Source organism: Arthrobacter rhizophilus, from assembly GCF_026241105.1.
Taxonomy (GTDB): Bacteria; Actinomycetota; Actinomycetes; order Actinomycetales; family Micrococcaceae; genus Arthrobacter.
Genome location: NZ_JAPFFT010000002.1, coordinates 195,875 through 211,440, shown reverse-complemented (window position 1 = coordinate 211,440; position 15,566 = coordinate 195,875). Strand labels below are relative to the sequence as shown.

General features: G+C 64.0%; 11 protein-coding genes and 2 pseudogenes. 3 read left to right on the top strand and 10 right to left on the bottom strand.

Annotation, left to right across the window (positions count from 1 at the left end; genetic code table 11):
* Positions 1 to 162: 162 nt before the first annotated feature.
* Positions 163 to 504 (top strand): annotated as a pseudogene (locus OOZ51_RS22485) (IS110 family transposase); the annotation flags it as partial.
* 11 nt (positions 505 to 515) lie between these two features.
* Positions 516 to 683 (top strand): annotated as a pseudogene (locus tag OOZ51_RS22480) (transposase); the annotation flags it as partial.
* Between the two features lie 265 nt (positions 684 to 948).
* Here OOZ51_RS22480 and OOZ51_RS03420 read toward each other — a convergent pair.
* Together OOZ51_RS03420 and OOZ51_RS03415 are read right to left on the bottom strand one after the other, a co-directional pair.
* A complete protein-coding gene (locus OOZ51_RS03420) occupies positions 949 to 2,550 on the bottom strand; it encodes an amidohydrolase (protein WP_265977498.1) in 1,602 nt (533 codons plus the stop codon).
* A gap of 2 nt (positions 2,551 to 2,552) precedes the next feature.
* Complete coding sequence (locus OOZ51_RS03415) at positions 2,553 to 4,211, bottom strand: amidohydrolase (protein WP_265977497.1); 1,659 nt, start codon at positions 4,209 to 4,211, stop codon at positions 2,553 to 2,555.
* A gap of 113 nt (positions 4,212 to 4,324) precedes the next feature.
* Between OOZ51_RS03415 and OOZ51_RS03410 the strand changes: the two genes are divergently transcribed.
* On the top strand, positions 4,325 to 5,230 hold the full coding sequence (locus OOZ51_RS03410) for a LysR family transcriptional regulator (RefSeq protein WP_265977496.1): 906 nt from the start codon (positions 4,325 to 4,327) through the stop codon (positions 5,228 to 5,230).
* A 20-nt stretch (positions 5,231 to 5,250) separates the two neighbouring features.
* On the opposite strand, the gene OOZ51_RS03405 is transcribed toward OOZ51_RS03410, so the two are convergent.
* The 8 genes from OOZ51_RS03405 to OOZ51_RS03370 form a co-directional block, all read right to left on the bottom strand.
* Complete coding sequence (locus OOZ51_RS03405) at positions 5,251 to 6,426, bottom strand: amidohydrolase (RefSeq protein ID WP_265977495.1); 1,176 nt, start codon at positions 6,424 to 6,426, stop codon at positions 5,251 to 5,253.
* On the bottom strand, positions 6,426 to 7,652 hold the full coding sequence (locus OOZ51_RS03400; protein ID WP_265977493.1) for an aminotransferase-like domain-containing protein: 1,227 nt from the start codon (positions 7,650 to 7,652) through the stop codon (positions 6,426 to 6,428). Before OOZ51_RS03400 ends, OOZ51_RS03405 begins: the two co-directional genes overlap by 1 nt.
* Before the next feature lie 28 nt (positions 7,653 to 7,680).
* Entirely contained in the window at positions 7,681 to 9,336 is a 1,656-nt protein-coding gene (locus OOZ51_RS03395; RefSeq protein WP_265977492.1) for a thiamine pyrophosphate-dependent enzyme, read from the bottom strand.
* A gap of 189 nt (positions 9,337 to 9,525) precedes the next feature.
* On the bottom strand, positions 9,526 to 10,338 hold the full coding sequence (locus tag OOZ51_RS03390; RefSeq protein WP_265977491.1) for an ABC transporter ATP-binding protein: 813 nt from the start codon (positions 10,336 to 10,338) through the stop codon (positions 9,526 to 9,528).
* A complete protein-coding gene (locus tag OOZ51_RS03385; RefSeq protein WP_265977489.1) occupies positions 10,335 to 12,032 on the bottom strand; it encodes a dipeptide/oligopeptide/nickel ABC transporter permease/ATP-binding protein in 1,698 nt (565 codons plus the stop codon). Before OOZ51_RS03385 ends, OOZ51_RS03390 begins: the two co-directional genes overlap by 4 nt.
* The gene (locus tag OOZ51_RS03380) at positions 12,025 to 13,056 is read right to left on the bottom strand and encodes an ABC transporter permease (RefSeq protein WP_265977488.1); all 1,032 of its coding nucleotides are present in this window, start codon (positions 13,054 to 13,056) and stop codon (positions 12,025 to 12,027) included. Before OOZ51_RS03380 ends, OOZ51_RS03385 begins: the two co-directional genes overlap by 8 nt.
* Positions 13,057 to 13,069: 13 nt before the next feature.
* The gene (locus OOZ51_RS03375; protein WP_265977487.1) at positions 13,070 to 14,686 is read right to left on the bottom strand and encodes an ABC transporter substrate-binding protein; all 1,617 of its coding nucleotides are present in this window, start codon (positions 14,684 to 14,686) and stop codon (positions 13,070 to 13,072) included.
* Positions 14,687 to 15,035: 349 nt separating this feature from the next.
* Entirely contained in the window at positions 15,036 to 15,341 is a 306-nt protein-coding gene (locus OOZ51_RS03370) for a helix-turn-helix domain-containing protein (RefSeq protein WP_265977647.1), read from the bottom strand.
* Positions 15,342 to 15,566 lie beyond the last annotated feature (225 nt).

The following is a 15,566-nucleotide window of genomic DNA, read 5'->3' as shown; positions in this document are numbered from 1 at the left end:
GGGCCCCAGTTTGTCTGCCCGCGGTGGCAGACTCTGGCTGTGGAGGAAAAGAAGTTCTGGGATCCGCCGCGTTCGCACGCTGCCATGCCGGAATGATCCTCACCGACCAGGTCCTGTCCCTGGCGGCGGGTTGGGTGCGCCTGCACGGCTACCGAATCGTTCCCCACTTCGGCAACCGGCATTCGTCGGGCCATCGCTTGGATGAAGCGGAACACGGACGGCAACGTGCTCGCCGCTATTGAGGGGACTTCGTCCTACGGGGCCGGGTTGACCCATAGGACGAAGACGGCAAGGATCCCCGTCCCTGAAGTGAAACCACCGCGACGGGAAGCCCGAGCCGGTGTCGGCAAGTCCGATCCGATTGACGCGCTGGAAGCTGTCCGGCAGGTTCTGCACAGGAACGCGAAGCGTCTGGCGGTGCCGCGGGCCGACGGGCTCCGTGCGGCTCTTCGCGTCTTGCTAACCGGCCGCAAGGGACTGGATACGCGGCGCACGGCGGACCGCAACGCCCTCAACGCGCGCACCTGGCCTCGTGGGCCGGAGTATGCCCGGGAAGCCACGAATCCGGCGGGATCAAAAAGCCAGGAGGCCGGCGAAACGGCAACAAAGCACTCGGAGCTGCCCTGGGCAACGCGGCGATGGGCGCAGCCCGGACCAAAAACACCTACCTGCGCGATCACTAGTACCGCCTCGCTGCCAGACGAGGCAAACAACGAGCCATCATCGCGATCGAGCATTCTCTGCTCACCGCGATCTGGCACATGCTCGTGAACAACCTCGACTACCACGAACTCGGACCCGACTACTTCACCCGACGCGAACCCACCCAGGTCATGCGCCGCATCACCAAACAAGCCAACGCACTCGGCCTCACCGTCCGCTTCGACGACACAGCTCGGGTCTCGGCCGCCGGTGCGGCGGTTCACCGAGCCAACACCGGGCTGGGGCTCACCGACGATAACGAAACACACCATCCACAACGGCGCTGTGGACCGTGGTCTCCAGGATCTCGTCCGCCGGGGCCGTGAAGGGATCGACGTCGACGGCGATAAAGTCCGCCAGCATGCCGGGGGACAAGCGTCCTTTCACGTGTTCCTCACCGGAGGCGTAGGCCGCGCCGGTGGTGTAAGCCCGCACCGCCTCGGCGGCGCTGATCCTCTCGCTGGGCATCCAGCCTCCGGCGGGCTCTCCGGAGGAGCCCTGCCGTGTAATGGCCGCATGGATTCCGGCAAAGGGGTCGGGTTCCTCTACCGGGGCATCCGAGCCGAAGGCCAAGGGAACGCCGGCATCGAGCATGCTCCGCCAGGCGTAGGCGGCGAGGTTCCGCCCCTCGATCAGGCGCATGAGAGGCAGGTCGCTGGTGCAGTGTGTCGGCTGCATTGACGCGACCGCGCCTAGGCGTGCCATCATCGCGATGTCCTGGGGTTGCAGGAATTGGGCGTGTTCGATCCGGTGCCGCAGGTTGTGCCGCTGGCTCACTTCCTTGATTTCCTGGTAGGCGCGGAGCACATTGTGGTTGGCCTGGTCACCGATCGCGTGGCTGGCGACGGCTATGCCTGCTGCGGCTGCCCGGCCCGCGAGATCTATTAGTTCTGCGTACTCCGTGACGGCGATGCCGTAGTTGCCGTCTTCGCCTGGGAAGGGTTCGCTCATGTGGCAGGTGTGGGAGCCGATGGCGCCGTCGGAGAAGATTTTCACGGCTCCGGTGCGGATCCATTCGTCGCCGTCGCCGGTTCTTGTGCCGGCTTCGATCGCAGCGTCCAGCTCCGCGATTGAGAGCAGCTTGTGGACGCGGAGGGCCAGGTGTCCTTCCGTGCGGAGCCGCCGGTATCCCTCAAGGCAGTCGGCGCCGTCGATGTCGTGGATCGAGGTGATGCCCACGGACAGGAGCCGTTCCTGAACGGCCTGCAACTGGCCGGGCAGGTCGCCGGAGAGTGGGGAGTTGGCGAGCTCCCGTAGGGGAAACAGAGCTGCCTCGCGAAGGATTCCTCTGGGACGGCCGTCGCTGAAGCGCACGATTTCCCCGCCGGCGGGGTCCGGTGTGGTGGCCTCGATACCGACCGCGGCGAGAGCAAGGCTGTTGGCCCACATGGTGTGTCCGTCGGCACTCGTGAGGGCCACGGGGTTGTTGGGGCATACGGCATCCAGGCCGCGGAGGTCCGGTTGCACCGGGACCTTCCATTTGTTGAAATCCCACCAGCCGCCGAACACCCAGCGGCCGGGCTCAAGTCCGGCGGAGAAGCCGGCGACCCTGGCCAGGGCTTCGTCCGCGGTGAGGGTGCCCCGAAGGTCTACTTCGTCCAGGGCGCGGCCTAGGCTGGCCGTGTGAATGTGCGAGTCTGTGAGGCCGGGGAGAACGGTGAGTCCGTCCAGGTCGGCGGTTCGGGTCCCGGCGGGGGCGTGGGCGGATAGGCTGGGGTAGTCGCCCAAGGCGACAATCCGGCCTTCCTCGACGAGGAGGGCCTCCGCCGTGGGATATGACGGGTCCAAAGTGCGGAACCGGGTGTTTGCGTAGAGAACCGGAGCGCGCCCCGGGGTTTCGGGCGCCACGGTCAGCGGCTACTGCCGGCGAGAACGCCGGCGTCGAACGCTACTTCCCCGCCCACTACCGTGGCGCCTACTGTGATTTCCGCGATGTTCTCCGGCGGGACAGTGAACAAATCGTCCGAGAGCACCACGAAATCCGCGAGCTTGCCGCGCGAGAGCGAGCCCTTGAGGTGCTCCTCGCGCACGGCGTAGGCCGAACCCACCGTGCTCGCGTACACAGCCTGTTCCACGGTCAGAGCCTCCTGCGGGGCCACGAGCTGGCCGTTGGCTGTCCGACGGTTGACCATGTCGTGGATGTTCTTCAGAGGGGACCCGTCCACCACCGGGGAATCCGTACTGCCAGGCAGGACCATCCCGGCGTTCAGCAAACTGCGCATCCGGTAAAGGTGTGCGGAGCGCTCCTCACCAAGTGCAGCGATCATGCCGTCACCGAGCTCGGTGATGAACCGGCCCTGGGGGACAGCGATGACGCCCAGCCCGGCAGCCCGTGAAATTTGCTGATCAGACGCCACGGCGAAGTGTTCGATTCGGAAACGGGGATCCTCCCGAGGGCAGTCACGCTGGGCCGTTTCGAAAAGGTCCAGGGCGTGGTCGACGGCTGCGTCTCCGATCGCGTGCAGGGCAAGCTGCCAGCCGTTGCGGTGGGCGCCGAGCAACAGGGTTTCCAGTTCGCCGGCTTCGTATTGCATGAAGCCCTTGTTATGGTCCTCGCCATGGTAGCAATCGTGCATCGCGGCCGAGCGGCCAATCAGCGAGCCATCCGCGAGGATCTTGACGGGACCGATCCTGAGCCACTCGTCCCCGAAACCGCTGCGGAGTCCGAGATCCAGTCCGCGGCCCAGGGTATTGCCATTTCCCGAATCCACATCGTGCAGGGCGGTGATGTAAGGCATGAGCGTCATTCGGAGGCCCAGGGCCCCCGTTTCGCGGGCCAGCTGGAAAGCATGCAGATCCAGGGGGCTGTTGCCGATTCCCGCGATGGTGCCGATGCCTGGTTCGGTGGCGCTTGTCAGGCCTTCCGAGAGGCCCACCCGGGAGGCTTCGGCGATGTTCTTGATGATTTCTTCGAGGTCCAGGGGCCGGAATGCGTCGGTCACCAGGCTCATGGCCCGTTCCTGCAGCAGACCGTGCGCCGCGCCGGCGGAATCGCGGGGGACATGGCCGCCATCGACGTCGGGCACGCCCTGTCGCCCGCTGAACCCTGCCCGCTCAAACGCGGCAGTGTTTGCCACGCCCATGTGGCCGGAGACGTGCTCGAGGAATACCGGCCGGCCGCCGGAGACTCGGTCCAGGTCCTCTGCGGTGGGATGGCTGCCGATCTTGTTTTGGTCGTAACCGGATCCGCGGACCCAGGCGCCGTCAGGCAATTCCGCGGCGAACGTCCGGACAGCTTCGTAGAGTTCGTCGAGGGTACCGACTTGTCCGTCCATGAGGTCCAGGGCGCGAAGCCGCTGACCGCGCATGCTCAGATGATGATGGGCATCGTTGAAGCCGGGTACCACGGTCGCGCCGCCAAGGTTCACGGTCCGCCGCGCTGACAGTCCGTCCAGTTCGCCGTCGAGTCCCGCGATGCGACCATTGATCATCCCGAGACTCGTGGCGGTCGGGCGGTCCCGATCCATGGTGTGGATGCGGCCGTTGTGGAAGATTGCATCAAGAATCATGGGTTTCTTTCCTTGCAGGCGAGTGGTGGCTTCTTCTGAGAGTAAGGTCGCCGAGTCCATAACCGCCAATACTTTTTTTGGCATTTGTCCATATCGTGTGGGCATAATGGTTCATGCATTTTGGAAGACTTCAGGCGTTCCTTGCCGTTGTGGATGAAGGAACTGTCACGGCTGCGGCTGCGACCCTCCATATCGCGCAACCGGCATTGAGCCGGCAGCTGCGGGTCCTTGAAAAGGAACTCAACCTCTCGCTGTTCGAGGCAAAGGGCAACCGCTTGATGCTGACCGCCGCAGGGTCGGCATTTGCGAACCTGGGAAGGGACCTTCTGGCGCAAGCGCGGCGTGTGGAGGCCGCCGTCGGGAACCTGTCCACGGGGCGCGTCGAATCCCTGGTGGTCGCCGCCACCACGGCGTCGATCACCGGGTTTCTGGCACCGTTCATCGCGACCATGAATACTGAGGACCCTGTGCTCCTGACACACGAAGCCCCGCATTTCAGGATCCACGAGGTTCTCAGGGCGGGGGTGGATTTCATGGTCTCGCCCGCCCCACCGCAGGCCGCTCTGACACGGCATAAGTTGGGCACCGTGGCCCTCAAGGCGCATGTTCGGCAGAGTCACGAGTGGGCTATGCAGGGACGAGAGTCGATATCGCTGCGGGAATTGAGCCGCGAAAGACTCATCCTCCCGACCACCGCGAGTGTCAGCCGGGTGGAGCTCGATCTGGCCATGGGCCGTGAAGGGCTCGCCTTGGGAGAGCACCATGAGTGCGATTACGGGCATACGATCCAGGCGTTGGCTGCTGCGGGCCAGGGCATCGGACTCGCGACGGACATCGCCCGCTACGGAACTTACGCACTGGAGGTTGTTGAAGATGGCGGAAGGGTGATTGGTGTCCCCCTTCATGTAGCTTGGGACCCCCGCCACTACGCGGCCACTACCATTACCGCGCTAGCCAGACGGCTCTCGGGCTTCCTTGAACAACAGGGCGCCATTGCCATTCCGCCGGAGCGGCAATGACGCCCGTGAGGGTGCCGAAGTCAGTTCTTTGCTCCGAGGGTCATCAGGCGCTCACGCTGCCGGGGATCCAAAGCAAGGTCGATGCATGTCATTGCCATCGCCAAGGCCCCGTCCCGTACTGCTTTGTCCCCGGCAGCGGAAGCGGCCGCATCCGCGAACGCTGCATTGTGGATGGGAGGGCACTCCTTGCCAAGGCTGAGCATCGGATGGATGGTCGGGTAGTAGTGCGAGACGTTGGCCATGTCCGTTGAGCCGCCGCGGAGACCGACGGGTTCAAGTTCCCGGCCCAGCGCGGCTGAGTTCGCCATGAAGAGATCGCGCATGGAGTCGTCATCGCGCATTTCGAGATAGGCCTTGCCCACTTCCTCGAAGTGAAGCGTTGCTCCGGTTGCTACCGCGCCGGCGTCGAAGCAGCGCCGCAGCACGGCCATGACCTCGTTGAGGGAGTCAACGTCATGGGCGCGCGCCATCCAGGTGCCGCTGGCACTTTCCGGGATGACGTTCGGTGCCGTGCCTGCCCCTTCCACGAAACCGTGGATTTGCTGGCCTTCGCGGAACTGTTGGCGCGCCAGGCCGATGGATGTCAATGCGATGGTCATAGCATCCAGGGCGTTGATCCCCTCGAAGGGCCGTGCCGAGGCGTGGGCACTGCGGCCCTGATAGCGGACTTTGACTCCGGTGCAGGCGAAGGGCCGCATGCTGGCATTGTCGACGTCACCGGGGTGAACCATCATCGCGGCGTGCGTGCCGTCAAAGTCGCCCTGCTCGAGCATGACAATCTTGCCGCCACCGTTTTCCTCGGCAGGTGTTCCCAGCAACCGAACGGTGGCATCCAACTGGTCAACCAGCGGAGCCAAGGCTGTGAAAGCGCCAAGGGCCGCGGAGGCAATGACATTGTGGCCGCAGGCGTGGCCAACCCCGGGCAGGGCATCGTATTCGGCGCAAATGGTCAGAACCAGGGGACCATGGCCGAGCTCGGCGCGCACCGCCGTTGGAAGCTCCCCAAGGCCGTGGGTCACGCGGGCGCCCGGAACGGCGCGCAGTTCCTCCGAGATCCATGCCGAGGCTTTGACCTCTTCCCAGCCCGGCTCGGGGTTCTGGTGGAGTTTATGGCTGAAGTCCAGGATGCGCTCAAGTTTTCGGTCAAGCTCGGCCCTGGCAACTTCCTTGGCCTGCGCGATGTCCTGCGTGCTCATTAACGTGCTCCCGTTCCTGTGAGGGCTTGGCTGAAGACTTCGCCGACGATTGCGGCCCCTTTGCGGATCTCCTCATGGGTGGGAAGGCAGAACGAGAAGCGAAGCTTGTCGTGCCCGGACCCATCGGTGAAGAAGGCTGTTCCGGGAACATAAACAACGCCGCGCTCGATGCACTCATAAACAAGCGCATCGGTGTCGATTCCTTCCGGGACGGTGACCCAGAGATAGAAGCCGCCCTCCGGCCGGGTCCAGGTAGTCCCGGCCGGCATGTTTTGGCTGAGGGCATCCACCAGGACGTCGCACTTTGCGGCGTACAAGGCACGGTATTCCTCCAACGTGCTCTTCCACCCAGGAGTGTCCAGATACTCGGTGAGGATCATCTGGGAAAGAACCGAAGGATTCAGCACTGTAGTCTCGTTCGCGTTGACCAAGTGCTCGCGAAGCCGCTCCGGAGCCACGACCCAGCCGATGCGAAGCCCGGGCGCGAACATCTTGGAAAAAGACCCGAAGTACAGGGTGATGTCCTGGAAGTCAGGCTGGATGGCGCGCATTGTCTGGCCTTCGAATCCAAGCAGTCCGTACGGATTGTCCTCGAAGATCAGCAGGCCGTTTTCGGTGCAGAGCTGTCCCACCAGGGCGCGGCGCTCCGGGGAGAGGTTCATGCCGCCTGGGTTGTGGAAGTTGGGGATCGTGTAAAGGGCCTTGGCGGTCTTCCCGGCGGCCCGGACCTTGGCGATCCTGGCCTCGAGTTCCTCCGGGATCAGGCCGTTCTCGTCGGTGGGGACGTGGACGATTTCCGCTTCTAGGCCGGTGAACACGGCCATGCCGCCGGCGTAGGAGGGGGCCTCGGCGAAGACCACGTCGCCGGGATTGATGAGCACTTTCGAGGCGAGGTCGAGGGCCTGCTGGCTGCCGCAGGTGACGATGACGTCCTCGGGGGCGGCACGGATGCCTTCGAGTGCCATGAGCCGGCAAATGTGTTGGCGCAGTTCAAGCGTTCCCTGGCCTGCTCCGTACTGCAGGGCAATGCTGCCGCTCTCGCGCAGGATGCGCTGGCTGCTTTCGGCGAGCTGCTCGAAATCCAGTGCCCCAAGGTACGGTGCGCCGTTGGCGAAGGAAATCATTCCTGGGCGCTGGGCGGCGCGGAACACTTTCCGGACCTCGGAGGGGCGGGCGGCAAGTGTGCGCCGGGCCAGTTCAATGTTGCGGTTTGCCGTCGTTGGCATGGTGTTTTGTCCTTCCTGGTACGGAGAATTACGGGAGCATCACTGCGGGGTCGACGACGATGTGCAGCACGGCGGGCACGCCTTCGCCGTCGATCGCGGCAAGGGCGCGTTTGACGGCGCCGCGAACATCGCCGTCGTGCATGACCTTCTCGCCGTAGGCCCCGAAGCCCTGTGCGAGCACAGCGAAGTCCGGGTTGGTGAGCTGGGTCCCGCTTATCCGGCCCGGGTAGTGGAATTCCTGGTGCGAGCGGATGGTTCCGTACTGGCCGTTGTCCATCACGATGACCAGAGGTGTGGCGCCGTACTGGAGCGCGGTGGCGAGTTCGTTGCAGTTCATCATGAACTCGCCGTCGCCGGCCACTGAAACAACCCGGCGTCCGGGGTTCTCAAGGCTGGCTGCGACGGCGGAGGGCACACTGTATCCCATGGAGCCGTTGCGTGTGCTCAACATACTGCCGAAAACACGGGTGGGGAAGAACTTATGTCCCCAGGCGCTGTGGTTGCCGGCGCCAAAGGTTACCACGGCGTCATGCGGGAGGTCCGGGACCAAGGCCGCCATGACGGCGTCCATCCGCGCAGGGACGTCGTGTTCGACGGCGGCATCGTTGAGGCGGGCATAATTTTCCTGATGGTTGCGCAGACCGGCGGTCCAATCCTTCCACTCCGGCCTGCCGTTCATCTCAAGCGCGGCCAGCGCGTCCACGAAGGCCCCGGGCTTGGCCACGATCTGGTGGTGGACCCCGCCCGATCGTCCACGGAGCGAGGTGTCGATGTTGACGATGATGTTGCGTGCGGACCAGTCCTGCCGCAGTGTGAAGCCGTCGGTGAGCACGTCGCCCAGCACAGTGCCGATCGTCACCACGAGGTCCGCCTCGCTCAGGGAAGCGGCTACTGAGTCGTCGCGGCCGTAGCCGAAGGAGCCGACGTAGCTGGGGGAATCTGAACTGACCACCCCGTTGGCACGCCAATCACTCGCGGCCGGCAGGTTCAGTCCCTCGAGCCAGGACGTCAGTTTTTCCGAGGATCCACGGGTCCAGTCGTTGCCGCCGGTGATGAAGAGCGGCTTCGATGCCGATTGGAGGGCGTCTTTGAGCACGGCGGCGTCCCCTGGGGACACCCCTCCGCCGGCGACCGGAATGACCGGGTGCAGCTCGGTGCCGATCCGGTGGGTGATGACGTCCTCGGGCAAACCGACGACAACTGGGCCGGGTCGGCCGCTGGCGGCGGCGAAGAAGGCCTCGGCAACGATTTCGGAAGCCCGCTCGGCGGAATCCAAAACGAGGACGCGCTTGGCGCCGGTCCCGAACCAGGCCTTGATATCGAATTCCTGGAAGGACTCCCGCTCCCGGTCAGCCACCGGAATCAGGCCAACGAAGAGCACCATTGGTGTCGCGTCCTGCCAGGCGGTGTGAACGGCGACGAAGGCGTTGGCAGCGCCCGGACCGCGCGTCACCATGGCGACGCCCGGGACCTGGGAAAGTTTGCCTTCGGCCTCGGCCATGTACGCGGCGCCGCCCTCGTGACGGCAGACGATCGTCTGAATTTTCGCGTCGTGGAGCCCGTCCAGGACGTCGAGGTAGCTTTCGCCGGGGACACAGTAGACACGCTTGACCCCGTGGGCCGCCAGGCTGTCCACGATGACATGGCCGGCGGATTTCGTGATAGCTGCGGTTGGTGCCGCCATGGATTCCTCCTGAGGATGATGTGGGCGCGGCCACAATTCCGCGGCTGCTTCCCTCTGAGTATGCGATTCGATTGAGCATGCTGTCCAAGACCGAAATGGCGTCGCATCAATGCCCTTAGGGCATATACACTGCCGTGATCGACCAAGCTGCCTCGACCGTTCTCGCGCGCTTGTCGGTCGGCGGGCTGCCTAGTCCAGGTTGAACCCGGGTGCCCCCGGAACTGAGGAAAGCAGCTTGCGTGTGTAGTGATGGGCGGGGTCGTTGTAGACCTCGCCGATCGGCCCGTGTTCGACGATTTCACCTCGGTACATGACGACGACGTGGTCGCAGAGCTGCTGCACGACGGCGAGGTTGTGCGAGATGAAGAGCATCGAGCTGTCGACTGTTTCGCGCATGCCTTGGAGTAGCCGGATGATCTCCGCTTGAACGGAAACATCAAGGGCCGAGGTGATTTCGTCGGCAATGATGAGGCGCGGCTTGAGCATTAACGCGCGGGCAATGGCGATGCGTTGCCGCTGGCCGCCGGAGAACTCGTGGGGGTATTTGTCTGCGGCCGAAGGGTCCAGCTTCACGGACAAGAGTGCTTCGGAGATTTCCTCCTGGCGCTCCAGCGGATTCGCTCCGACCGGATCCAGGGCTTCGGCGAGGGTCTGGCCGGTGGTTCGGCGCGGGCTCAGCGAGGAATAGGGATCCTGCGGAATGTACTGGACTTCCCGGCGCAACTCTTGCCGGCGTCGTCCGTGCATCCGCGTGAAGTCCTCGCCATGGATCAGGATCTGCCCGCTGCTAGGGGTGTTGATGCCCACGAGGGTTTTGCCGAGCGTTGACTTCCCGGAACCGGATTCGCCAACAAGGCCGACCACCGATTGGGAGGGGATCTCCATGCTGACGTCCTTGAGGACGTGCGCCGCTCCGAAGGATACATTGAGACTACTGATCAAGGCGGCCGGTTGGGCAGCGGATGTCGTTGCGGTTCCTGTCAGGTGCTTTGGTGATTTCACTGTAGTTTTCCTTGCTCGCCCGCCATTGCCGGGGCACCTGATATCTGAAGGACGGGCACGGCGGCCAGGAGGGATTTGGTGTAGGGGTGGTTGACATCGCGGTTCTTGAGTTCGACTGCTGTTAGCCGCTCCACGATCTCTCCGGACTTCATCACCAAAACGGTGTCGCACAGTTCCTGGACGACCCCAAGGTCGTGGGAGATGAAGAGCATGGCGGTGGAGTTTTCGCGGTGGATCCGCCGGAATTCCCGCACTACCTCGGCCTGGACCGTGACGTCAAGGGCTGTGGTGGGTTCGTCGGCGACGATCAGTGCAGGGGAGACCACCATGGAAGAAGCAATCATGGCGCGCTGCCGCATGCCTCCGGACAATTCATGGGGGTGCTGACGCAGCCGCTCTGCCGGGCGGCTGATGTTGACCGCCTCCAGGGCCTCGATCACCCGCTGACGGGCCTCGGCCCGGCTAAGTCGCAGGTGCGTTCGCAGGACCTCGGTGAGCTGGGCCCCCATCCGCAGCGAAGGGTTGAACGTCGTTCCGGGGTCCTGGTACACCACACTGATTTCCTTGGCGAGGCGTGCCTGGTCAGGCCGGCCCAGCATGTTCATGTTCCCCACGCGCAGCAGATCCGCCGAGAGGCTCAGCCCTTCGGCAGGGAGCCCAGCGACGGCCATCGCAGTGAGGGACTTGCCGGAACCGGATTCGCCCACGAGAGCCACAACCTCGCCGGGTTTGATTGTGAAAGAGACCCCTTTGATAAGTTCGGTGCCACCAGGAATGCCGATGCGCAGATTGTCCACGCGGACCAAGGCTTGGTCCCCGGCGTCGTTGGCCAAGGTTTGTTTGGCAGCGAGCGACCGCGGTCCCTGCCGCCGCTTTGTCCGCGGATTGGCGTTTGCGGCGAGTGAGTCGCCCACCAGCATGGCCGCGAGGCCCGTGAGGACGATCATGGCAGATGGTCCAACAGCTTGGATCGGCTGCGTGTAGAGGGCATTCAGGCTGTCGTTGAGCGGCCGGCCGAAATCGTAGTCCGGCGCTTGGACCCCGAGGCCGATGAAGGACAGGGCTGAGATTTCCACGAGGGAAAGGGAGAACACGGTGGCGCTCAGAATCAGCAGCGGTTCGGCCATGTTTGGAAGCATGTGCCGCGAGGCGATACGCAATGGGCTGACACCGAGCAGGCGTGCCGTGACCACGAAGTCACTGCGGGAGACGGCGGAGGCCAGATTGGCTGTAATCCGGGCAAATCCGGGGATGCCGGCTACGCCGATCGCGACGACGGACGAGGTTGCACCCGGCTGGAGGATGGCTGCGATGACCAGGGCGAAAATCAGTGAGGGGTAGGCGACGGCGGTTTCCAAGACACGTAGTGCCGCCTCCCTGATTCGCGGTCCGGCCAGCCAGATTGCTAGACCGACGACGATGCCGCTGGCAACTGAAATGGTAGCTGCGCCGGAGGCCATCAGCAGTGTCAACCGGGTGGCCACCAGTGAGCGGGAAAACAGGTCATGACCCAGATCGTCGGTGCCGAGCCAATGAGCGGGACTCGGGCCGGCGCCGGCGTCCGGGGTCAGCGAGTTGGCGGCTGTGGACATCGTCATCGGCGCGACGACGGCCGTGAGCACCAAGAGCAGGAGTATGGTGATGCCACCGATCATGGACGGACTGAGCAGTGCCCGGACCTTCTTGCTATTCATGTGTTCCGCCTCCGAGGTTGCGTGGATCGATGACCGCCAGGACGACGTCGACGATGACGATGATCAGTGTTGCCAGCAGCCCCAGGACCATGATGATCCCCCGGATCACGGGGTAGTCGCGTTGCAGGATGGCGTTGACGATACCCTGGCCCAATCCGGGCCACGCGAACACTGTTTCGATCACGACGGCACCGCCGAGTTGGGCGGCAAGGATCAGCCCGGAGAGCGTCAGAGTGGTGGTGATCAGGTTGGGGAGTACGTAGCGGATGTGCGTACGGAAAGCGCTGAGCCGCCAGCCTCTGGCTGTTCGGATGTAGTCCTTGTCCAGGACGACGGCCGTCTCGCGCCGCACGACGCGGGCGATCACGCAGCTCGGGCCGATCATGAGTGCCGCCGTCGGCAGTATCAGCGACGTTGGTCCGGCGGCACCTGCGGCAGGGAGCAGGCGCAGGCTGACCGCAAAAACGGTTACCAGGAGCGTGGCCATCACATATTGGGGAACAGAATAGAAAAGACTGGTCAAGACGTTGAACATGCTGTCCAACCAGGGCCGTCGGCCACCGTTGGTCAGAACGGCCACACTCATGCCCACCGGGACCGCGATCAGCAATACCATTCCGATGGCCAGCAGTGCGATCTCGGCCGTGTAGGGAAAGCGGTTGGCGATCATCGTCGATACATTGTCGCCGCTGATGAAGGAGGTGCCTATATCGAGACGGAGGATCCCCGTGAAGTAGTTCAGGAATTGGACCAGCAAAGGCTGGTCCAGGCCGAGCTCGGAGCGGACGGACTGGATTTTGTCGGCACTGGCACCTTCGCCAGCGGCGATGACGGCCGGATCCCCTGGTATGAGCGGGACGATGACGAAGGTGACGATCGTCAGCACAAGGAAGGAGAGCAACAGCCCTCCGGCCCGGCGCAGGACGAACGCCGTCCAAGGATGGTTCAGAAGCCGCATCGGGACCGGCCCCCCGGCGTTGGTGCCGGGGGTCCGGTTGGCATCAGATACAAGTGTTGAAGTCATGAATCGGGTGCCTCTACTTGGTGATGCGCATGGTGCTGGCATCCGCCTGGCCATTGAGGACCTGCATGGAGAAGCCTGAGCGGGTCGTCGCCTGGGCCGGCATGGAGGACATCGGTACGGCATGGGCATCACTGATCATGATTTGCTGGGCTTGCTGGAACGTTCCGCAGCGCTGGCTCTCATCGGTCTGGGTCATGGCCTTCTCGGAGAGCCCGACGACTGCCGAGTTTTCCGCGCCGCCCCAGTTGAGCCCGCCTTTTTCCGCGGGGGTGCCGACCATGGTCGACAGGGCGCCGTTCATGGTGCCGCCGGCGTTGATGGCGGCCATGACGGTGATGTCCCAGGAGTCCGGCTTCTGAGTCAGGTCGGTGCTCCAGGTGGCGACGTCGACGTTGTTGAGCTTCACGTCAGCTCCGGCTGCGCGCAGTGCCTCCGAGACGTACGTGTTGGCAGCTCCGTTGGGTCCGAAGACCTGGGCGCCTTCCATATTGACCTTCAGCCCGGTCAGTTTCGGTTTGGCCTCGACGGTGTTTTCCTTGATCAGGATGGAGGCATCCGTGTTGGCGCACGGTACTCCGGGGCTGGCGAAGGACGTGTAAAGCTCTCCGAGTCCTCCCGAGGCGGCCTGGTTGAATGCCTGCTGCCTGATCGCTTTGGCAACGGACTGGCGCAGTGTCGTGTCGGTGAACGGGTGGCCGGGCCGCTCGTTGAACATGACGTAGTAACTGGCGATCGGGAACTTGGCGGTTCCATAGCCCTGGTCCGCCTTGAAACGGTCCATGTCTTTGGTAGTCAAGTTGGCGATGTCGACCGTGCCGGTCAGGAGCTGGTTGGCCACCGAGCTGGAGTTGGCGTTGACGGCCGCGTTGATCGTGGCCGGAAGGGCGCCGCTGAGGGCGGTGGCGTATTTGGGCCAGGCGTCGTAGTCCTGGCGCAGGCTGAAGGTGTATTTCACCCCATGCTCGTGCTTGGCAAGGGTAAACGGTCCGGAGAATGCTCCGGGCGCGTCGCCGGTCTTTAACGCCTTGGGGTCCTTCAGGCCTGCCGGGCACACAATGCCGCTGGCATGAAGGCTCATCCCTTGGAGCAGATCGGTCCAGGGCTGGCTCAGGTTGATGGTGACCGTACCGGCGGCCGCGTCGGAACTGATGGCCGCGGTTCCTGTGCCGAAGGTGAGATTGCGGAAGTTGGACTTGGTCTCGGGGGCAGCGAAGTGCTTCAGTGAGTTAGCCACCACCTCGGCGGTGACGGGTGTTCCGTCCGAACAGGTAGAGCCTTTGCGGATGGTGAAGATACCCTGGGTCGGTGTGACCTTCCAGTCCGTAGCCAGGTCTCCGACGATCTTGTTGTTGGCGTCGCGACGCACGAGCGTGTCGAAAAGCAGGCGGTTGACGGTGTAATCGTCATTGTTCTGCACAGCGGCAGGATCAAAAGTGGTCGGGTCCGACGTCAGCACGGTGTTGATGGTGTCCGTGGACATTTTGGCTGCGGAGGCGGGCCCCGCGGGGCTGCCCGTGGAGCATCCGGCGGCGCCCAGAACCAGGGCGATTCCAGCAGCGCCCAGCGCCATGCCGGCCTTCGTCTGCGGGAGCCGGCTGCGCCAGGTGGGGGAGTTAGTGGTTTCGGGCATCACGTAAGACTTCCTTGTCAGTGTGCGTGGGAGGATGAAGGTCATTCGCAAGGGCTGGCGAAGGCAGAACCGGGCGGGTCCATGGGGTCGGTTGCGCCTCGATGATCCGAGGCGGGTGCCCGCCGGTCAGGGGATTCGCCCAACGCGACTCGTGGTGCGCGCCATCGCCTCTATGAGTATGTGATGTTCACCGCATGGTGTCTAAGACCGCTATTGCACCATAACCATGTCGAAACAGCATGGACCGGGGTGAATGGAGGGCAGCGGCACCGGCCAAGCGATGGCTCCCGAGAGGGGGAATGCCGCTTTCGCGGAGCTCAAAGCTGCCGGGGTCGTGGGATTCGTATGGTTAATGGGCGGTAAACGCAGCCAATTCGGAACGCGAACTGATGCCGAGTTTCATGTAGATCCGGGTGAGGTGGTACTGGACGGTTTTCACGGAGACATAGAGTTCAGCCGCAGCATCCTTGTTGCTCAGCCCTGAGGCGACGAGCCCGGCAACAGACTTCTCCTGTTCTGTCAGGCTGCCGGCTGAGCTGGGGCCACTCCGAGCCTTCCGCCCGGCGCCATTATCAACGTCATTGGCCCTCGAACTGACGCCGCTCGCACGCATCTCACGGGAGCAGCGGTCCACATAAGCGTCGGCGCCAAGCACTGCGAACAATGACCGGGCTTCAGCCAGGACAGCGGCTGCTTCGCTCCGTTTGCCTGCGCGTCGGAAAGATTGGCCGTAGGCGAATTTGATCCGGCCCGCGCATACCGCATGGGCAGCGTGTTCAGATGCGCCAGTCCGCCCACGAACGCGCTCCGAGCGGCCTCGAGGTCCCCGGCCGAAGCCTGGATCCTGCCCCGGGCACAGGACAGTCGCGCCAGGGTCGAG